Consider the following 20,458-nt stretch of genomic DNA (forward strand, 5'->3'; position numbering starts at 1 on the left):
ACCAACCCCTCCCCCGCCCACAAACCAATGAACTCCCAACGAAACACCCGGCGAAACCCAACGAACGGAACTGTGATGAGACCTCGCCGACCGGCCCGCGCCCTCGTACCGGGTGCCGCCCTGCTGCTCCCGCTCGCGCTGCTGCTGACGGCGTGCGGCGGTGCGTCCCGGGCGGACGGTTCCGCCGGCGGTACGGGCAGTGGCACCGATGGCAAGGGCTCCGTGACGCTGAACGTCGGTGACCAGAAGGGCGGCTCCGAGGCGCTGCTGCGGGCCGCCGGCGAGCTGGACGACCTGCCGTACCGCATCAAGTGGTCCACCTTCACCTCCGGGCCGCCGCTGCTGGAGGCGCTCAACGCCGGTGCGGTCGACATCGGCGCGGTCGGCAACACGCCGCCCGTCTTCGCCGCGGCCGCCCAGCAGAAGCTCAAGGTGGTCGCCGCCTCGCACAGCTCCTCGGAGGGCGAGTCGATCCTGGTGAAGAAGGACTCGCCGCTCAAGCGGCCCGCCCAGCTCAAGGGCAAGACCATCGCGGTGGCGCAGGGCAGCTCGGCCAATTACCAGCTCGTCGCTTCCCTGAAGAAGGCCGGTCTGACGACGAAGGACGTCAAGCTCAGCTATCTGCAGCCGGCGGACGCACTGGCCGCGTTCACCCGCGGCCGAGTGGACGCCTGGGCGGTGTGGGATCCGTACACCTCGCAGGCCCTGGACCAGGCCGATGCGCGCGTGCTGACCACAGGGCAGGGCGTCGTCAACGGCCTCAGCTTCCAGGTGGCCGCGCCCGCCGCGCTCAAGGACAAGAAGAAGGCCGAGGTGCTCAAGGACTACAACGACCGGCTGCGGCGCGCCCAGGACTGGGTGTTCAAGCATCCGCAGAAGTGGGCCAAGGTGTGGGCGAAGGAGACCGGGCTGCCGGAGAAGGTGGCGCTGGACGCGGTCAAGCGGACGCGCGGCACGGCCGTACCGGTCGCGGTCGACAAGGTCGCCGTCGCCTCCGAGCAGCAGATCGTGAACACCTTCGCGGGGATCGGGCTGATCCCCCGGAAGTACTCCTTCGCCGACTTCGTCGACACGCGGTTCAACGGTGATCTGCCGCCTTCGAGCACGCGACCGCGTACGTACGGAAAGGACGGCTGAGGCCCGCCGAGGCGGCGGCCACTGCGCCGGGAAGACGGCGGTGCCGGGAAGACCGCCGTGTCGGGAAGACCGCGGCGCCCCGCATGGTTAGTAGAACCATGAACTACACCAGCGGGACGCGAGAGGCCGAGGTCGTCGTGATCGGCGCAGGTCAGGCCGGTCTCGCCGCCGCCTTCCACCTGCGACGGCTGGGCTACGCACCGGACCAGGACTTCGTCGTACTCGACCACGCGCCGCGCCCGGGCGGCGCGTGGCAGTTCCGCTGGCCGACGCTCACGTACGGCAGGGTCCACGGCATGCACGCGCTCCCCGGCATGGAGCTGACGGGCGCCGACCCCGGCCGCCCCTCCGCAGAGGTGATCGGGAACTACTTCACGACGTACGAGGAGACCTTCGGCCTGCGGGTGCACCGGCCGGTACATGTCACGGCAGTACGTAAGGAGGGTGCCGAGCCCGGCGACCGACTGCTCGTCAAGTCCTCCGAAGGGATGTACGCGGCCCGGGCACTGGTGAACGCGACCGGGACCTGGGACCGTCCGTTCTGGCCGCACTTCCCTGGTCAGGAGCGGTTTCGCGGGCGTCTGCTGCACACCGCCGGTTACCGCGGCCCGCAGGAGTTCGCCGGGCAGCGGGTCGTCGTGGTCGGTGGCGGCACCTCCGCCGTACAGCATCTGATGGAGATCGCCGAGGTGGCGGCGGACACGGCCTGGGTGACCCGGCGGCCGCCGGCCTTCCGCGAGGGCCCCTTCGACGAGGAGCGCGGCCGCGCCGCTGTGGCCCTGGTCGAGGACCGCGTCCGCCAGGGCCTGCCGCCCCGCAGTGTGGTCTCGGTCACCGGCCTGCCGATGACCGACGCGATGCGGCGGGCCCGGGAGCGGGGCGTGCTCGTCCGCCGGCCGATGTTCGACCGCATCACGGAGGACGGCGTCCGCTGGGCCGACGGCAGCGCCTACCCGGCCGACGCCATCCTCCTCGCCACCGGTTTCCGCCCGGTCATCGACCACCTCGCCCCGCTGCGCCTCCGCGACCCCGGCGGCGGCATCCGCATGGACGGTACGCGTACGGTCCGCGATCCCCGCGTCCATCTCGTCGGCTACGGCCCCTCCGCCAGCACCATCGGCGCGAACCGGGCGGGGCGCGCCGCCGCGCGCGACATCCGGGAGCTGCTGGAACGCGAGCCGGTGGCCGTCTGAGGCGATTCAGCCGACAGCCGCGCTCACTCGAACCGCGTAGGGTCGCCCGCTCCCCGGCGGACGATCTCGGGCTCGCTCCCGGAGAAGTCGATGACCGTGGTCGGCTCGGTGCCGCAGTCGCCCGAGTCGATCACCGCGTCCACCACGTGGTCGAGCCGTTCCTTGATCTCCCAGCCCTGCGTCAGCGGTTCTTCCTCGTCGGGCAGGAGCAGGGTGCTGGAGAGCAGCGGCTCGCCCAGTTCGGCGAGCAGCGCCTGCGCGACGACGTGGTCGGGGATGCGGACGCCGACCGTCTTCTTCTTCGCATGCAGCAGCTTGCGCGGCACTTCCTTCGTCGCCGGGAGGATGAAGGTGTAACTGCCGGGCGTCGCGGCCTTGATGGCCCGGAACACATCGTTGTCGATCTGTACGAACTGGCCGAGCTGCGCGAAGTTCTGGCACACCAGCGTGAAGTGGTGGCGGTCGTCGAGGTTCCGGATGGACTTGATCCGGTCGATGCCGTCTCGGCTGCCGAGCTGGCAGCCGAGGGCGAAACAGGAGTCCGTCGGATAGGCGACGAGCGCGCCCGAGCGGATGCTGTCGGCCACACTGCCGATGGTGCGCGGCTGCGGGTTTTCGGGGTGCACATCGAAGTACTTCGCCATCCGTCGAGCGTAGGCGATGTTCGACCGGATCATCGAAAACGGGGCCGGTGGATCCGGCGGAGGCGGTCAGTGGATGTGTGCGCCGCCGTTGAAGGCAATGACGTCGGTGACGCTGCCGGCCCATCGGTGACGCTGCCGGCACGGCGCAGTCACGACCGTTCCACGGGAGAAACCGGCCGTCGGCGCGGTAGTGGCCGTGAGGTCCGTTCTCGGGGGTAGTCGGGAGGGGTGGGGCAGCCCACAGCGGAGAGGAGAGCGTCATGGTGGTAGCGGTCATCGCTGTCGTGTGTGTACTCATGCTGGTTCTTGGGTTCGCCGTACCGAGGTTGTCCCGGGGCCCGCAGCGGGGCACGCAGAAGTCGCTCGGTGCGGGCGCGCATGGGGCAGGCAAGGCTCCCGGCATTGTGGGGCGACTGCTGAGCGCGCCGTTCCGCAGCAGCAACCGGGCGGTGGGGAAAAGCGGTCGCACCGGCCGTAAGGGCCGTTCCCGTATGCCCTTCTGAGGTGCGCCGGTGCGTCAGGTCGTACAGCGGTGCCGGGTGTCACACCTCCGGCGGGGCGCCCTCGGTCGGGCGGCCGAGAACGCCGGGGCGGCGCTGGCGGGGCAGCGGGCCGCCGGGTGGGCGGTAGTCGACGCCCAGGGCGTCGAGGCGGGCGTAGTGGTCGGCCATCCGCGCCTCGAAGGCCGGGTAGTCCCGTTCCGCGGGCGCCGGCAGCGAGGACCAGGCGACCTCGGCGAACGCGGCGAGCCGGGGGAAGACCTGGTAGTCGACGCGGGAGCGGTTCTGCATGACCTCGGTCCAGACGTTGGCCTGGGTGCCGAGGATGTGCCCGGCGGCCTCGGGGGAAAGGCCGGGCGGTACGGGGTCGAAGCGGTAGACGTCCTCCAGTGTGCGTACGTAGCCGATGGGCATCGGCTCGTCGGGGCCGCCGTGCTGGCGGTGGTCCAGGTACACCTGCTGCTCCGGGCACATCACGACGTCGTGCCCGGCCTCGGCGGCGGCGATGCCGCCCCCGTAGCCGCGCCAGGAGGAGACCGCGGCGCCTTCGGCGAGGCCGCCCTCCAGGATCTCGTCCCAGCCGATGAGGCGCCGGCCGCGCACGGTCAGCCAGCGGTCGAAGTGGCGGATGAACCAGGACTGGAGTCCGTCCTCGTCGGCCAGGCCCAGCTCCGCGATCCGGGCCTGTGCGGCCGGCGACCGGTGCCACTGGTCCTTGGGGCACTCGTCGCCGCCGATGTGCACGAACGGTGAGACGTGGGGCGGGAAGAGCTCCAGTACCTCGGTCAGGACGTCCTCGTAGAAGCGGAGGGTGGCGTCCGTGGGGGCGAGGATGTGGGGGCTGACGCCCCAGTTGTCCCACACCTCCAGCGCGGCGGTGTCGACCACGTCGGTGTTGCCGAGCCAGGGATAGGCGGCGATGGCGGCCTGGGAGTGCCCGGGGATGTCGATCTCGGGGACGACGCGGATGTGCCGCTCGGCGGCATACGCGACGATCTCCCGGATGTCGTCGTGGGTGTAGTACCCGCCGTACGGCGTCTCGTCCCACAGCTCCGACGCGCGGTGGCCGTACTTGGTACGTGGCCGCCAGGAGCCGACCTCGGTGAGGCGCGGGTGGCGCTTGATCTCGATGCGCCAGCCCTGGTCGTCGGTGAGGTGAAAGTGGAAGACGTTCAGCTTGTGCGCGGCGAGCAGGTCGAGGTAGCGCAGCACGTCGTCCTTGGGGAGGAAGTGCCGGGCGACGTCGAGCATCATGCCGCGCCAGGAGAAGCGGGGGCCGTCCTCGATGCGTACGGCGGGCAGGTCCCAGGTGCCCTCGGGATGGAGGGGTGCGCGGCGGAAGGCGTCGGCGCCGAGGAGCTGACGCAGGGTCTGGGCGCCCCAGAAGACGCCGGCCGGGCCACCGCCGGTGATCCGTACGGCGCCTCCGGTGCTGTCGAGCCGGTAGCCCTCGGGCGGCAGTTCGGGGGCGGTGGTGAGTGTGATGGTGCCGGGCGCGTCGGCGGGGCCCGGCGGGAGCGCCAGTCCCAGCGCGGCGCCCAGCGTGCCGCGCAGCCACCGCTCGGTGGTCTCGGTGCCGGGGCCGGCCGCAAGCGTGGTGGACGCGTCCAGGACACAGCCGGCACCGTCGCCGACGTCCACGTGCATGGGGACGGGGATCAGTTGGGCGTTCATGACATCAGTCCTTCACCGCGCCGCCGAGTCCGGAGACCAGGCGTCGCTGTACGAGTACGAAGAAGACCAGGACGGGGACGGTCATCACCGTGGAGGCGGCCATGATCCCTCCCCAGTCGTTCTCGTCGGGCTTGAAGAAGACGAGCAGTGCCATGGGCAGGGTGGACTGCGAGGTGTCGCTGATGAGGAAGGACTTGGCGAACAGGAAGTCGTTCCAGGTGGAGATGAAGGAGAAGACGCTGGTCGCGGCGAGGCCGGGGAAGACCAGCGGGAAGAGGATCTGCCACAGGAAGCGGGTGCGGCTCGCGCCGTCGATCGCGGCCTGCTCCTCCAGCGCCTCCGGTACCGCCTTGACGAAGCCGCGCAGCATCCAGATGGCGAACGGCAGTGAGAAGGCGAGGTGCGGCAGGATCAGCGAGCCGAGGGTGTTGAGCTGCCCGGCGTCCCGCATGAGGAAGAACAGCGGGATGGTGAGCGCCTCGACCGGCACCATCTGCGCGACCAGGAACATGACCAGCAGGGTGGTGCGGAACCGGAAGCGGAAGCGGGTGACCGCGGTGGCGGCCAGGAAGGCGATCAGCGCCGAGGCGATGACGACCGTACCCGCCACGATCAGGCTGTTGAGGAAGTACCGGCCGAAGTCCTGCTGCTCGAAGACGCGGCGGAAGGCGTCGAGGGAGGGAGCGAGGGTCCAGGGGCGTGGGTCGGTGGACTGGATCTCGGCCGCGGGTTTGAGGGCGGAGAGGACCATCCAGTACAGCGGGAAGGCGACGAGGACGGCGATGGCCACGGCTGCGGCCTCGGCCGCCAGCCGCCCGGGCCGCCGGATGCCAATGGCATTGAGCAGGCTCACAGTTCCTCCCCCTGGCGCCGCACGATGCGCAGGTACACCAGCGTCACGGCCAGCAGGATCAGCAGCATGACGACGCCGATGGCCGAGCCGAGGCTGTACTGCGAGGAGGCGAACGCCTTCTGGTACGCGTACACATTGAGCACGAGGTTCTGTCCGGCGATGCCGCCACCGCCCGTCATCACATAGATCTGGGTGAAGACCTTGAAGTCCCAGATGACCGACTGGATGGTGACGACGACGAGGATCGGCCGGAGGATCGGTGCCAGGACCGAGCGCCAGGTGCGCCACTGCGAGGCGCCGTCGAGCGCGGCCGCCTCCAGTACTTCGGCGGGGACGGCGCGGATACCCGCGTACACGGTCACCATCACGAACGGGAACGAGCACCAGACGACTTCGAGGAGGACCAGGGCGAACGCACTGTACTGGCCGTACGTCCAGGAGAAGTCGCCGAGTCCGAGCACCCTGTTGACGGGCCCGTAGTCGGGGTCGAAGAGGAAGACCCAGACCGTGGAGCCGGTGATGGCGGGGGTGGCCCAGGCGCCGAGCGCGGCCATCATCAGGACGAGCCGGGGCAGCGCGCGGACGCGGGTCAGCAGGACGGCGAGCGCGCAGCCGACCAGGAGGGTGGCGAGCACGCAGGCGGCGGCGAAGAGCACGGTGGCGAGGAGCACCCGCCAGAACTCAGCGTCGCCGAACAGCGCCGCGTAGTTGCCGAACCCCTGGAACGAGGTCGGCTCCCCGCCGCTGACCTGGGCCTGGGTGTACTCCAGGAAGGAGATCAGGCCGAGCTGGTAGATCGGGTAGACGAGCAGTCCGGCGAGGAGGACGAGCGCGGGCAGCAGGTAGAGCCAGGGCGTCCAGCGGGAGCGGCGCAGGGCGGTCGAGGTCAAGGGGCGGCCCTCACCGGGCGGCGGAGAACGCGGCGTCCATCTTCTTCGCCGCGTCGTCGGACGCCCGGTCCACGCTCTTCCGGCCGCTGACGATCTCCTGGTACATGGTCGGAAGGATCAGCGAGGCGTCGATCTGTCCCCAGGCCGGCGAGGCGGGGACGAACTTGGCGCCGGCGTCCAGGGTCTTGACGAACGGCGCGACATACGGCTGCTTCTTCGCGGCCTCGTCCAGCACGTCTCTGTAGGTCGGCAGGAAGCCCATCGCGTCGAAGAGTCCCCGCTGCGATTGTTTGCCGGTCAGCGACTTCATGAGGGCCACCGCGAGGGTGCGGTGCGAGGTGCTCTTCAGGACGCCGATGTTGTTGCCGCCCGCGAAGGCCGGGGCGATCGATCCCTTCTTCACGCCGGGCAGCGGGACGACCGCGTACTTGCCCTTGGCCTTGCTCGCCTCGACGGCGGCGTGGCTGAAGTCGCCGCCGATCGCCATGGCCGCCTTGCCCGAGGTGAAGGCGGTGACGGTGGCGTTGCCGCCCATGGAGGCGCACTTGTCGGCCGGGCAGTTGGCGTCGCCGAAGAGAGAGGCGTATGTCTCGATGCCCTTGCGGGCCTTCGGAGTGTTGACGGCGGCCCGGTAGGTGTTGCCGCGCTGTACGGCGAGTTCGCCGCCCTGGGCCCAGAGGAAGGGCAGGGCGCCGTAGGTGTACGCGCCGCCGACCGCGAGGCCGTAGAGGCCGGGCCGGGCCTGGTGGATCTTCTTCGCGGCGGCGACCAGCTCGGCCTGGGACTCGGGCGGGTCGATGCCCAGGTCTTTGAGGACGTCGGTGCGGTAGTACAGCGCGCGCACGCCCACGAAGAGCGGCGCGCCGTAGACCTTGCCGCCGACGGTCACGGACTGCTTGGCGGTGGGGTCGGTGTCCTTCGCCTCGTCCCAGGCGGTGTACTCCGCGGTGACGTCGGCGAGGCCGCCGTCCTTGACGTAGCCCGCGGTGTCGGTGTTGCCGTACTCGATGAGGTCCGGCGCGCTCGCGGGGTCGTTGAAGGCGGCCTTGATGCGCTGGGCGCGGGTGTCGACCGGGATGTACTCGACCTCTACGTCGGAGCCCTTGTGCCGCTTCTCAAATGCGGCGACGGCCGCGTCGACGACCTTCTCCTTGGGGTTGTTGCCGACCTCCCGGAACAGCCACACGCGCAGCGTCCCGCTCTTCTCGTCCTTGGTCCCGCCGCCCGCCGAGGTCTGCGGAGCGCAGCCGGTGACGGCGAGGCCGGCGAGCACAAGTCCCGCCAGTGGAGCGGCTATTCGGGCATACGCGGTCATCGGCATCCCTACAGATCGAGCGTAGCAACACGCATGTTGCAACATACGCAATGGACGTTTCGCTCTGCACAACTGGCGGGATCATAAGCGCGCCGAAGAACGCCGACAAGTGGTCTGTACCACTCAACTGGCGTTCAGTATCGGCCAATCGAACTTAAGGCGATTGTCTTAGTAAGACGCGCGTCTTACGGTGGCCCGGACGCCGACGCCCGGAGGAGCCCCCCATGACCGACGAGGCCACACCGATCCCCGACTACCCGTTCGCCCAGCCCCACGTGCTGGAGCCGCCGCAGGAATGGGCGGAGAACCGCGCGAAGTGCCCGGTGGCGCACGTGCGGATGCCCAGCGGCGACGTCGTCGGGCTGCTGACCGGATACGACGAGGTCCGCACCCTGCTGGCCGACCCGCGCTTCAGCCGCAACCTCGCGCGGGAAGGCGGGGCGCGGCTGTCGAACACGGAGGACGGCGGCATGTTCAGCCGGCGCAACCCCGGCGCCACGGACATCCAGGAGGGCCCGGGTCACCAGCGCTGGCGCCGGCTGCTCAGCCGCGCCTTCACGGTGAAGAAGATGGAGGCGTGGCGGCAGCGCATCCAGGGCATGGCCGACGAGCTGGTGGACGCCATGATGGCCGGGGGCTCGCCCGCCGACCTCCGGACGGCCCTCGCGCTGCCGCTGCCGGTCCAGGTCATCTGTGCCCTGCTGGGCGCGCCGAGCGAGGACCAGGAGAAGTTCGCGTACTGGTCGGAGGTGGCGCTGACGCTGACCAAGTACACGCAGGAGGAGGTCGACACGGCGCAGCAGGCGTTCCTGGACTACGCCTCGGACCTGGTCGAGCAGAAGCGCGCGCACCCGGGCGACGATCTGCTCAGCGAGCTGACCCTGATCTCGGACAGCGAGGACGGCCGGCTCAGCCACGACGAGCTGGTCTCCACGGCGCGGGGACTGCTGCTGGCCGGGCACGAGACCACCTCGAACATGATCCTGAAGATGACGGCGCTGCTGCTGGCCGAACGGGAGCGCTACGAGGCGGTGGTCGCCGATCCCGAGCTGATCAGGGGCACGGTGGAGGAGTCCCTGCGGATGGACCCCCTCGCGGGCGTCGGCATCCCCCGGTTCATCACGGAGGACACCGAGGTCGGCGGGGTACCGGTCGGCGCGGGCAGCAACCTGCTGGTCAACATGGCGGCCGCCAACCGGGACGCGCGCAAGTTCCCCGAGCCGGACCGGTTCGACCCGCTCCGCGAGAACAACAGCCAGCACGTCACCTTCGGCGCGGGTCCGCACTTCTGCGTCGGCCAGACGCTGGCCCGGGTGGAACTGCAGGTCGTCCTGGGCACGTTCGCCAGGCGGCTGCCGGGCCTGCGGCTGCGGGACAAGCCGGAGGAGCTGCGCCCCCGTGACGGCGTCGCGGCCGGCGGTCTGCAGGAGCTGTGGGTCACCTGGTAAAGGACGCGGCGGAGCACCGGGACGGCGGGGAACGAGGAGGTAGCATGAAGATCACCGTGGACCAGGAAGCGTGCTGCGGCAGCGGGTTGTGTGTGCTCAGGGCCGATCAGGTCTTTGACCAGCGGGAGGAGGACGGTGTCGTGATGCTTCTGGAGGAGGCGCCGTCGCCAGAGGACTTCGAAGAGGTGCGCGCCGCGGCCGCGGGGTGCCCGACCGGAGCCATCCGACTCGCGGAATGAGGACCCCAGCGCCGGCCGCCCCGCCGTCCCCCCGCTCCGTGGTCGCGCGGAACAAGCTCATGCGCACCGCGGAGCGGCTCTATGCCGAGAAGGGCTTCGCGAACGTCTCGGTCCGGCAGATCAGCGAGGCGGCCGGCCAGCGCAACAACTCCGCGGTGCAGTACCACTTCAACGGCCGTGACGAGCTCATCAAGGCGATCCTGTCGAGCTACACGGACGTCATCGAGGAGCGCCGCATCGCCATGGTGGAGGCGCTGCTCGGCACGGAACGGGCGGTGACGCGGGAGGAGCACTTCGCGTGCCTCATCCTGCCGGGCGTCGAGTACCACATCGAAGCGGCCGCGCCGACCTGGGGCGCGCGCTTCTTCGCCCAGGCGATCGTCGAACCGGCGCTGCGGGAGTACGTGATCCAGGAGCAGCTCAACACGCCGTCGCTGCGCATCCTCAACACCCACGGCGCGGTGCGGAGGAAGGACTTCGCGCCCGGACTGTTCCAGCGGTACAGCGCGATGGTGCGGCAGCTCAGCGTGCACGCCTTCGCGGAGCTGGAGTACGACCTGGCGAACGGCCGGATCGAGCAGCGGGAGGCGGAGGCGCGCTGGCGGCTGCTGGGGCAGGACCTCATCACTTCACTGTGCGGGCTCTCCTCCGCCCTGCTCGGCGAGGCCGGGCGGTAGGAGCCCACGTTCAGGGCTCACCGCAGGCCCAGCCGGGCGGCCGCCGTGTCGCCGCGGTAGCCGACCGGGCGGATGCCGGTGGCGGCGGCCAGCCCGTACGGCGGCATGTCGACATAGATCGTCTCGTACGCGCCCGCCCGCACGGTGTAGTTCTCGTGGAAAATGCCCACGGCGCCGCGGCTCTCCCGGACCCGCCGGTTGAACGCCGCCCACGCGGGCCGGTGCTGCCACTGCGCGTCCGAGGCGTACGCGAGCAGCTTCTCCTGCGACTCCCAGTACTGGATCACCTCGATCACCCGGGGCGGGCCCAGCCGGGTCCGGGAGCCCAGCAGGCCACTGTCCCGGGCGGCCAGCAGCTCTCTGATCACCGGCCCCGTCGCCCGGCTCACCGGCACCCAGTCCCGCAGCGCACGGAGCCGGTTGATGCGCATGCCGACGATGAAGACGACCAGGTCACCGGTGGCTGCCGCGGTGTTGCGGCCGAGCTCCGGCGGCGGTGTACGAGAGGTCACGCGGGCACCCCGCACTCCGCGCCCGCCAGGGCCTCGCGGGCGAGCCGGGCGTTGTGGCCGAGGTGCGCGGAGTCGAGCAGCTCGTCGTGTGTGCCGGAGCCGTCGAGCCGGACCGTGCCGGCACGGGAACTCTCCTGCCAGCCGGCCCGTTTGCCCAGTACGTACGGCAGTCCACTCCGCTCGGCGGCGATCACCGTGATCGGTGCGGCGACCGTGCCGAGATTCGGCGTGCGGCAGCAGTAGGCGAGGTAGTCCCGGGCCTGGTCAAGGGTCTCCTCAGCGAGCGGACCGGCGCCCAGCCGGTCGCGCAGCCCCGCCTCGAAGCGGGCCAGCTCCTCCGCGCCCAGCGGCCCGGCCGCGGTGAAGCGATAGGAGTCCAGCAGGACCAGCCGGGACACCTCCCTCCCCCGCCGTTCGAGCTCCTTGGCCACTTCGAAGGCGAGATTGCCGCCGAGCGAGTAGCCGAGGAGGGCGCACGGCCCGTCCGGCCGGAGGGAGACGATCAGGTCGGCATAGCGGGCGGCCTTGTCCTCGTCGGGGAGAGAGTCGGGGAGGGAGGGGAGGTAGTCGAACGCGACGACGTGGAAGTCGGGCAGGTGCGTGGCCAGTTCGCGGTAGGCCGCGCCGTGGCCGCCCGCCGGCGGGAAGCAGAAGACCGTCCGGTCCGGTGCCGGGTCGTCGGGGCCGAAGCGGATGCAGGGCGGGGCGTCACCGGCTTCGCCCGCCACCACCTGCTCGACGGCGCGGGCCATGCCGCGCAGCGTGGTGTCCTTGAACAGCCGGCCGACGGGGATCTCGCAGCCGTACTCGGTACGCAGGTGATGGATCAGCTCGATGAGGGTGAGCGAGCTGCCGCCCGCCTCGAAGAAGTCATGGCGCGGGCCGAGGAGTTCGCCGCCGAGCAGGGCCTGCCAGTGCGCGGCCATCCGTGCCTCGTAGGGCGTGGCCGGCGCTTCGGGGGCCCGGTCCGCCGGCTCGTACGCAGGCGCGGGGAGCGCGGCGGTGTCGACCTTGCCGTTCGCCGTCAGCGGCAGCGCAGGCAGCGCCACGAAGTGGGACGGGATCATGTACGCGGGGAGGTGGTCGGCGAGCTTCCGGCGCAGCTCGCCCCGGTCCACCCGCGCCCCGTCGTCCGGTACGTAGTAGGCGCACAGGGTGTTGTCGCCGCCGTCGGTCCGGCGGGTGGTGACATGGACCTGGCGCAGCGCCGCGCAGCGGGACAGCTGGGTCTCGACCTCGCCGGTCTCCACGCGATGGCCGCGCACCTTGACCTGGCGGTCCGCGCGCCCCAGCAGCTGGACCGTGCCGTCCGCCGACCAGCGGGCCAGGTCGCCGGTGCGGCAGAGCCGGCGCGGTGCCCCGTCCAGCGTGCGGGTGGGGAAGCGGCGTGCGGTCTCCTCCGGGTCGCCGAGGTAGCCGGTCGCGACGCCGGCGCCGCCGATGAAGAGCTCGCCGGTCACGCCGGGCGGCACCGGCTCGCCGTACCGGTCGAGGAGGTACAGCTCGCAGTTGGGCAGCGGGCGGCCGATGGGGACCGTCGCGCCCGGTGCGAGGCCGTCCACCGGGCCTTCGAAGTACGCGCTGTCGATGGTGGCCTCGGTCAGCCCGTACGAGTTGACCAGGCGGGTCCGCGGCCCGCACAGGGCGCGCAGCCGCCGGTGCTCGCCCGCCCGCCAGGTGTCCGAGCCGACGATGAGCAGGCGCAGGAAGTCCAGCCGCAGCCCGGCCGCCTCGCAGTGGCCGATCAGGCCGCGGGCGATGGCCGGGACGAACTCGGCGCAGTCGACCCGCTCCTCGGCCATGGTCCGGTACAGCCGGTGGGTGTCGAAGAGCAGGTCGCGGTCGGCGAGGAGCAGGGTGCCCCCGGAGCACAGCGCGCGCACCAGGTCGCCGGTGAAGACATCGAAGGACGGGGCGGCCATCTGGAGGTGGACGCCGGGCTCGTCGTCGAGGCGGTACTCGGCGCGCCAGGCGGCGTGCACGGCGGCGAGGTTGCGGTGGCTGACCCGGACGGCCTTGGGGCGGCCGGTCGAGCCGGAGGTGTGGAGGACGTAGGCGGGTGCGTCCAGGGCGATCAGCGGCTCCGTGTCCTCCGGCGCGGGCGCGTCCAGCTCGTCAAGCGTCACCACCTCGGGACCCTCCCGGTCGGGCTCGGCGGCCCGGTCGGCCACGACCAGGACCGCGCCGGCGTCCGCGACCAGGCGGGCCGTCCGGTCGGCCGGGTGGCCGGGATCCAGCGGCAGGTAGCAGCCGCCGGCCCGCAGCACCGCGAGGAGGGTGACGATCAGCTCCGGCGACTTGGCCATGCGGACGGCCACCACGGCGCCGTCGCGCACGCCCAGCGCGCGCAGCCGGCGGGCCGCCCGGCGGGACCGTGCGTCCAGGTCGGCGTATGTGAGCCGACGGGTTTCGCCGGCTGCCGCGGGGGCCACGACGGCGACGGCGCCGGGCCGTTCGGCGGCGCGCCGCCGGATGAGGTCGGGTACCGGCACCTCGTGGGCGGCGGTCCGGCCGGTCCCGCTCCACTGGGTCAGGATGCGGTCGCGCTCCTCGGTGCCGAGCAGGGGCAGCCGGGCGGCCGGTGCCTCGGCGGGGGCGCGGGTCAGCGCATCCAGCAGATTGAGGTAGTGCCCGGCCATCCGGCGGGCCGTCGCCGCGTGGAACAGGTCGGTGTTGTACTTCAACGCGCAGGTGAAGCGCCCGTCCGACGGCTCCTCGCAGGCCACCAGCGTCAACTCGAACTGCCCTTCCTGTTCCGGGAGTTGAATGTTCTCCGCCCGGTATCCCGACAGCTCTTCGCCGAGCTGGTGGGTGAGCAGGGCGAACATCGACTGGAACACGGCCGAGCGGCTGGCGTCGTGCGGCAGCCCCAGCTGCTCGACCAGGAGGACGAACGGGTACTCCTGATTGTCCAGGCCGCCCAGAACGGTGTCGCGGGTACGGGCCAGCAGCTCGGCCACGGAAGGGTCCCCGGCCAGGCTGACGTGGAGCGGCAGCGGGTTCACGAAGTAGCCGTAAACCCCGGTGTATTCCGGGCGGGTACGGCCGCTGACGGGGCTGCCGACGATGAGGTCGTCCTGGCCCGAGTAGCGGTGCAGCAGCAGGTAGTACGCGCTCAGCAGCACCATGAAGGGCGTGACGCCGTGGCGGAGCGACAGCGCCTGCACCCGTGCGCCGAGCGCGGCGTCGATCTCGAAGAATTCGGAGGCGCCGTGGTGGGTGGCCACCGCGGGGCGGGGCTTGTCCGTCGGCAGCTCCAGGTAGGGGATGCGCGCCGGCAGGTGCCCCCGCCAATAGTCGAGCATGCGCTGTGCCTCAGGGCCGGCGAGCAGGCTGTTCTGCTGATTGAGGAAGTCCAGGTACCGGGCGGGCAGCGGCGGGAGTTCGGCCGGCCTGCCGTGCAGCAGCGCGTCGTAGAGCGCGAACACCTCCTCGACGAAGGTGAAGACGGAGTGGGCGTCGGAGATGATGTGGTGGACGCCGTTGAGGGTCACCCAGCGGTCCGGAGCCAGCTTGTAGAGGCGGAGCCGGACCAGCGGGCCGCGCGTCAGGTCGTACGGCTTGCGGTACTCCTGGATCAGCCGTTCCCGTACGGCGTCCCAGTCCTCGCCCTGCACGTCGAACACGGCCACGTCGACCCGCGCCTCCGGGGAGACGCGCTGCACGGGCCGCCCCTCCTCCGCGACGAAGGTGGTCCGCAGGCACGGATGGCGTTCCACCAGGAGGCGGAAGGCGGTGACGAACAGGTCCGGGTCGAGTTCGCTGTGCACCAGCGTCGCGCCGCCGATGTTGTAGGCGTGCGCATCCGGGTCGAGTTCCCGGAGGAACCACAGCGCTTTCTGGTTGTACGTGAGGGGGTACCGCTCCTCGTCGATGTGCTGCTCCGCCGCGGGCGTGGCCTCGGGCCCGCCGGTCGCCAGCAGCCCTTCGTACAGCCGGGTGGTCAGCGCGTCGACCGGCTCGCCGCTGAGCAGCGCCACCACCGGGAGCGTGACGCCCAGCTCCGTGCCGGTCCTGGCGCGCAGCTCCATCGCCAGCAGGGAGTCGAGGCCCAGCGCGAGCAGCCCGGCCGCCGGGTCGACGCTTTCGCACGGAACGCCCAGCACGGCGGCGACCAGCTCGCCGAAGCGCTCCGTGATCAGGTGGCGGCGGGCCTCCTCGCCCTCCGTCGCGTGGAAGGTGTCCAGGAAGGTGCCGCGCACCTCGGTCGCCGGGGTGTCGGCGGCGGCCGCCGCCAGGTCGGCGACGAGCGGGGGCGGCGCGCTGTACCAGGCGGTGGCGGTCCGCCAGTCGGTCACGGTGGCGACGGCGAGCTGCGCCCGCTCCTGGCCGATGGTGCGCTCCAGTACGGCCATGCCGGCGGCGGGCGAGAGCGGGTTCATGCCGCGTGCCGTGCGGTAGTGCTCCGCGAGGCCGCGCTCCTCGATCATGCCGGCGTCCCAGGGGCCCCAGCCCAGGCTGAGCGCGGGCAGGCCGCGGGATCTGCGGTGGTGGGCGAGCGCGTCCAGGAAGGCGTTGCCGGCCGCGTAGTTGGTCTGTCCGGCGGTGGTCATCAGAGCCGCGATGGAGCCGAAGAGGACGAAGTGGTCGAGCGGTTCGTCGCGCAGGTGGTGGTGGAGCAGCCAGCCGCCGGCCACCTTGGGGGCGTACGCGGCGTCGAATGCCGCCCGATCCATCCCCGGTACCAGGGCGTCCCTGACTTCCCCGGCGAGGTGGAACACGCCGCGGATGGGCGGCAGTTGACGACTTCTGCGGTCCGCCAGCCAGTCGGTCAGCGCCGTCTCGTCGGTGATGTCCAGCGGGGCCGGGGCCGGTTGGGCGCCGAGCGCCTCCAGCTCCTTGAGGAAGGCGATCCGCTGCCCGGCGGGGGTTCCAGGGTCAATGCCGTGCCACTCCGTACGCTCGGGCAGCGGGGTGCGGCCCACCAGGATCAGCCGGCGGGCGCCGCGCTCCACAAGAGTGCGGCAGAGCACCTGGCCGAGCGCGCCGAACGCACCCGTGACCAGATAGTCGGCATCGGGGCGCAGCCGCAGCGGCAGCGGGCGCGTGAGGCCGGCGGGCGGGCGGAGTCGGCTGGTGCGGCGCCGGCCGCCGCGCAGCGCGATCTCCTCGTCGCCGGTAGTGGCGAGCTCGCGCCGGAGCGCCTCGGCCTCCCCCTCGGCGGGCGCGGCCGGGAGATCGATCAACTTGCCGCGCTGCGCGGTGAGTTCCTGCTGCCACAGGACCCGCCCGAGGCCCCAGGCGGCGGCGCCCAGCGGTTCGACGGGGTCTCCGGCGGCCACGGCCTGGGTGCCACGGGTGACGATGTGCAGCCGCGCGCCGGGCTGCGCGTCCGGCAACAGCCGCGCGAGGTGGACCAGCGAGTACGCGCCGAGTCCTGTGCAGCGGTTCAGTTCCGTACGGGTGACTTCATCCAACGGCGGCAGGTCCAGGTTCCACATGTGGACGACGGCGTCGAAGGGCGCGTCGAGGTCGGCGAAGAGGCGGGTCAGGTCCTCGGGCGAGTCGGGCCGGACCGTGGATTCCTCCGGGCCGTGGGTGTAGCGCGTACCGGGCCGCACCAGGTGGCAGCGTCCGCCGCCGGCCCGCGTGAGCCCGGCCAGTTGCTCGGCGAGCGGGCCCGCGTCGGCGAGGATCAGCAGGTCACCGGGGCAATTCACGTTCTCCGGCAGGCTGTCGGCGTCGGTCCAGACGACCTCGGCCAGCCAGTTGTCGATCGTGCTGAGGCCGACCGAGGCCGCGGCGCGTTCGACGTCCGCCGCCCGGAAGCCGGCGATCCGGCCCAGTGGGGTGCCGTCCTCGGTGTACAGCGCGAGGTCGCCGGTGATCTCGTCGGCGTCCTGGCGGGTGAGCGTGGCGTGCACCCAGAACGGCCGGTCGCCGACCGGGTCGAGGCGTACCTCGGCGATCGCGAGCGGCAGCCGGATGCCGCCGGACGCGCGGCCGTCCTCCGTCAGCAGGGTCGTCAGCAGGGCCTGGAAGGCTGCGTCGAGCAGGGCCGGGTGGCATTGGCTGTCCGCCGCTCCAGTGAGCCCGGCCGGCGGCCGGATACGGGCCAGCGCCTCACCGGGCCCGGTCCAGACCTCCTCGATGCCCTGGAACGCCGGGCCGTACTCGTATCCCTGCCCGGCCAGCGCCGCGTACGTTTCGGGGCCGGAGAGCCGGCGGCGGGTGCGGGAGCGGATCGTGTCCGGGTCGAGCGCGGGACCGGGCGCGCGGCGCTGGCCTGCACGGACCACGCCGGTGGCGTGCACGGCGGGGTCGGTGGCGCCCGTCGCGACGGTGAAGTCCGCGCCGTCCGGGTCGAAGGAGAGCTGGACCGCCGTCGGCTGCGCGTCGTCGAGGAAGAGCGCCTTGGCCAGCCGGATGTCGGCCAGCACCGCCGGGCCGCCGCCGGTCAGCGCCCGTACCGCCTGGGCCGCCATCTCCAGATAGCCCGCTGCGGGGAAGACCACGTTTCCCTGGATGCGGTGGTCCGCCAGGTACGGCAGCTGTTCGGTGTCGAGCCGGACCTCCCAGGTGGGCCGGGTGTGTGCGGTGCGGCGGCCCAGCAGCGGGTGGTCGAGGCGGCCGAGCCGGAGCTGCGCGATGCCCTCGGGCTCGGACCAGTACCGTTCCTCCCGCCAGGGGTAGCGGGGCAGCGGGACCACCCGGCCGCCCGGCTGGAGACCTTCCCAGTCCAACTCAACGCCCAGCGTGTGCAGTTCGGCGAGTGTGCGGTGGAACCGTTCGACCTCGTCCTCCCGGCGGTGCATCGAGGCCAGCGTCCGGCCTTCGGTGCCCGTGGCCTCCAGGCACTCCGCGATCGAGTGGCCGAGCACCGGGTGCGGCCCGACCTCCAGGAAGAGGCGGTGGCCGTCCTCGGCCAGCCGGTCGACGGCCGACCGGAAGCGGACCGGCTCACGGACGTTCTCCCACCAGTACGCGGCGTCCGGCGCGTCGCCGGGGGTGGGGTCCTGGCGGGCCGTCAGATACAGCGGTACCTCCGGCGGGCGCGGCTTCAGGTCACCCAGTCCCAGCAGCAGCTCCTCCCTGATCGGGTCCATGCGCACGCTGTGGTACGGGATGTCGACCGCCAGGAAACGGGCGAAGATCCCCTCCCCTTCGAGGTCGGTGGCGAGGGCACGGAGCGCGTCCGCATCCCCGGAAAGGGTCACGCCGTGGGGGCTGTTGACCGCTGCGACCGACACCCGGTCGCGCAGCGCGCGAACGCGGCGCGCCGCCTCGGCCTCGGTCAGCCCGACGGCCAGCATCGTGCCGGTGCCGGCCAGCCGGTGCTGGAGACGGCTGCGGTGCAGGATCACCGATACGGCCTCCGGGAGGGTGTGCACCCCGGCTTCGTAGCACGCGGCGACCTCGCCGGTGCTGTGGCCGACCACGGCGTCGGGCCGGAGCCCGTGGCTGCGCCAGAGTGCGGCGAGGCCGGTCTGGAGCGCGAAGTTGGCGGGCTGCGCGAGCCAGGTCTCGCCCATCCTCGACGTGGCCTCGTCCCTGGCGAGCTCGTCCAGCAGGGACCAGCCGGCCTGGGCCCGGATCTCGCGGTCGCACGCCTCGACGGCCGCGCGGTACACCGGTTCGGCCGCCAGCAGCTTGCGGCCCATTCCCCACCACTGCGGTCCCATGCCGGTGAACACCCAGGCCGCTCCCCGGTGTTGGCGCTCGCGGCAGTGGCCCGTGACGACACGCGGGTGCTGCTCGTCGCGTTCGTACGCGGCCAGCGCCTCGTCCAGCGAGTCGGGGGCCGCTGGGGAGTAGACCACCGCGAGCCGGTGCGCGTGGTGTTCGCGGCGGTGGGCGAGGGTGTGGCCGAGGTCGGCGAGGGCGGGCGGCGTGCCGTGCGCGCCGGAGAGCTCGGCGCGGAGGCCGGTGGCGAGTGCGCGCAGCCCCTCCGGGTGACGGGCGCTCAGCGGCAGGATCGTGTGATGGCGCTGCGGTGATTCGGACCGGGAGGGTGCCTCGGGCTCCGGTGCCTCTTCCAGCAGTACGTGGGCGTTGGTGCCGCCGAAGCCGAAGGAGTTGACGCCCGCCCGGGCGGGCCCGTCGTGCGCGGGCCAGTCGACCAGCCGGTCCGGGATCTCGAAGGGCAGCGCCGCCGTGTCGAGGGCCGGATTGAGCCGCTCCAGGTTGAGATGCGGTGGGATCTTCCCGTGCTTGAGGGCGAGCACCGTTTTGATGAGTCCCGCGATGCCGGCGGCGGCCTCGGTGTGCCCGATGTTGGTCTTGACCGAGCCCACGTAGCAGGGGGCGCCGGGCGGGCGCCCCGCGGACAGGACACGGCCGAGCGCCCGGGCCTCGATCGGGTCGCCGACGGGGGTGGAGGTGCCGTGCGCCTCGATGTACTGCAGGCTGCCGGGCGCGACGCCCGCCTCGGCGCACACCTTCCGTACGAGGTCCACCTGGGCGTCCTCGCTCGGCACGGTGATGCCGTTGGTCCGGCCGTCCTGGTTCACCCCGCTGCCGAGCACCACGGCGTGCACCGGGTCGCCGTCGCGCACGGCGTCGGCCAGCCGTTTCAGTGCCACGACGGCGACGCCCTCGGCGCGTACGTAGCCGTCGGCCGACGCGTCGAAGGCGCGCGACCGGCCGTCGACGGAGAGGAAGCCGCCCTTGGTCTCGGCGACGGTGAAGTGCGGCGCGCAGTGCAGCAGCGTGCCGCCGGCCAGCGCGAGGTCGGTCTCGCCGCGCAGCAGGCTCTGCCGGGCGAGGTGCAGGGCGACGAGGGAGGAGCTGCAGGCGGTGTCGAGGGAGACACTGGGGCCGCGGAAGTCGAAGGCGTGCGAGACGCGGTTCGACACCATCGTCATCATGGTGCCGGTCGTGGTGTGTGCCGTAAGGAAGTCCAGGTCGGCGTAGTGGAGGATGTTGTAGTCCATCGTGAAAGCGCCGATGAACACGCCGATGTCGCGACCCGCCAGGCCGCCCGGGCGCTGCCCGCCGTCCTCCAGGGCCTCCCAGGAGACCTCCAGGAGCTTGCGCTGCTGCGGGTCGAGGTGGGTGGCCTCGCGCGGGCTGATGCCGAAGAACGCCGGGTCGAATGCGTCGAAGCCGTCGATGTACCCGCCGCGTCCGCCGACCAGCCGCCCGGGCTTGGCCCGGTCCCGGGTGCCCAGGGTAGTGACGTCGTACCGGTCGGCCGGGGTCGGGACGATGCAGTCCCGGCCCTCGGCCAGGTTTCGCCAGAACGCCCGGTGGTCGTTGGCATGGCCGGGCAGGCGGCAGCCGATGCCGATGATGGCGATCCGGTCACGAAGGGCGGAATCAGGCGCTTGACTCATAAGTGCACAATAAGGCGCACATACCGCACATTCCGGCACTCCGCCTGACGACACGTCAGGTCAGCTTGTCGGACAGTCGGACTGTCGACCCGACGAAGCCC

The 20,458-nt window shown here is 71.8% G+C and carries 13 protein-coding genes; 6 read left to right on the forward strand and 7 right to left on the reverse strand.

Annotated features, from left to right (window positions below; translation table 11 throughout):
• The first annotated feature begins 75 nt into the window (after nt 1-75).
• Together IG84_RS0111440 and IG84_RS0111445 are read left to right on the forward strand one after the other, a co-directional pair.
• The gene (locus IG84_RS0111440; RefSeq protein ID WP_031054614.1) at nt 76-1,137 is read left to right on the forward strand and encodes an ABC transporter substrate-binding protein; all 1,062 of its coding nucleotides are present in this window, start codon (nt 76-78) and stop codon (nt 1,135-1,137) included.
• Nucleotides 1,138-1,235: 98 nt separating this feature from the next.
• Entirely contained in the window at nt 1,236-2,330 is a 1,095-nt protein-coding gene (locus tag IG84_RS0111445) for an NAD(P)-binding domain-containing protein (RefSeq protein WP_031054616.1), read from the forward strand.
• A 23-nt stretch (nt 2,331-2,353) separates the two neighbouring features.
• On the opposite strand, the gene IG84_RS0111450 is transcribed toward IG84_RS0111445, so the two are convergent.
• Entirely contained in the window at nt 2,354-2,974 is a 621-nt protein-coding gene (locus IG84_RS0111450; RefSeq protein ID WP_031054617.1) for an L-threonylcarbamoyladenylate synthase, read from the reverse strand.
• Between the two features lie 260 nt (nt 2,975-3,234).
• On the opposite strand from IG84_RS0111450, the gene IG84_RS42145 reads away from it, so the two are divergent.
• Nucleotides 3,235-3,477, forward strand: a complete 243-nt coding sequence (locus IG84_RS42145; RefSeq protein ID WP_078648763.1) for a DUF6411 family protein — start codon at nt 3,235-3,237, stop codon at nt 3,475-3,477.
• 39 nt (nt 3,478-3,516) lie between these two features.
• Here the strand turns inward: IG84_RS42145 and IG84_RS0111455 are convergent, their stop codons facing one another.
• From IG84_RS0111455 to IG84_RS0111470, 4 genes are read right to left on the reverse strand one after another with little or no spacing between them, the layout of a single operon-like run.
• Nucleotides 3,517-5,148, reverse strand: a complete 1,632-nt coding sequence (locus IG84_RS0111455; protein ID WP_031054619.1) for a beta-N-acetylhexosaminidase — start codon at nt 5,146-5,148, stop codon at nt 3,517-3,519.
• Between the two features lie 4 nt (nt 5,149-5,152).
• A complete protein-coding gene (locus IG84_RS0111460; protein WP_031054622.1) occupies nt 5,153-6,001 on the reverse strand; it encodes a carbohydrate ABC transporter permease in 849 nt (282 codons plus the stop codon).
• A complete protein-coding gene (locus IG84_RS0111465; protein WP_051861619.1) occupies nt 5,998-6,891 on the reverse strand; it encodes a carbohydrate ABC transporter permease in 894 nt (297 codons plus the stop codon). Before IG84_RS0111465 ends, IG84_RS0111460 begins: the two co-directional genes overlap by 4 nt.
• A gap of 10 nt (nt 6,892-6,901) precedes the next feature.
• Entirely contained in the window at nt 6,902-8,206 is a 1,305-nt protein-coding gene (locus IG84_RS0111470; RefSeq protein WP_031054634.1) for an extracellular solute-binding protein, read from the reverse strand.
• Nucleotides 8,207-8,430: 224 nt separating this feature from the next.
• Between IG84_RS0111470 and IG84_RS0111475 the strand changes: the two genes are divergently transcribed.
• Genes IG84_RS0111475 through IG84_RS0111485 form a run of 3 tightly spaced genes read left to right on the forward strand, consistent with a single transcriptional unit; the run spans nt 8,431 to nt 10,570 of the window.
• The gene (locus IG84_RS0111475; RefSeq protein ID WP_031054637.1) at nt 8,431-9,654 is read left to right on the forward strand and encodes a cytochrome P450; all 1,224 of its coding nucleotides are present in this window, start codon (nt 8,431-8,433) and stop codon (nt 9,652-9,654) included.
• 44 nt (nt 9,655-9,698) lie between these two features.
• Nucleotides 9,699-9,893, forward strand: coding sequence for a ferredoxin (locus IG84_RS0111480; protein WP_031054638.1), 195 nt, complete (start codon nt 9,699-9,701; stop codon nt 9,891-9,893).
• On the forward strand, nt 9,890-10,570 hold the full coding sequence (locus IG84_RS0111485; RefSeq protein WP_078648764.1) for a TetR/AcrR family transcriptional regulator: 681 nt from the start codon (nt 9,890-9,892) through the stop codon (nt 10,568-10,570). The genes IG84_RS0111480 and IG84_RS0111485 overlap by 4 nt, the downstream gene beginning before the upstream one ends.
• Nucleotides 10,571-10,587: 17 nt before the next feature.
• On the opposite strand, the gene IG84_RS0111490 is transcribed toward IG84_RS0111485, so the two are convergent.
• Together IG84_RS0111490 and IG84_RS0111495 are read right to left on the reverse strand one after the other, a co-directional pair.
• Nucleotides 10,588-11,082 (reverse strand): DUF4188 domain-containing protein, encoded by a 495-nt coding sequence (locus IG84_RS0111490; RefSeq protein WP_031054641.1) that lies wholly within the window; start codon nt 11,080-11,082, stop codon nt 10,588-10,590.
• On the reverse strand, nt 11,079-20,357 hold the full coding sequence (locus IG84_RS0111495; RefSeq protein WP_031054645.1) for a non-ribosomal peptide synthetase/type I polyketide synthase: 9,279 nt from the start codon (nt 20,355-20,357) through the stop codon (nt 11,079-11,081). The genes IG84_RS0111490 and IG84_RS0111495 overlap by 4 nt, the downstream gene beginning before the upstream one ends.
• Nucleotides 20,358-20,458 lie beyond the last annotated feature (101 nt).

The sequence above is a fragment of the Streptomyces ochraceiscleroticus genome (genome assembly GCF_000720485.1).
Lineage (GTDB): Bacteria > Actinomycetota > Actinomycetes > Streptomycetales > Streptomycetaceae > Streptomyces > Streptomyces ochraceiscleroticus.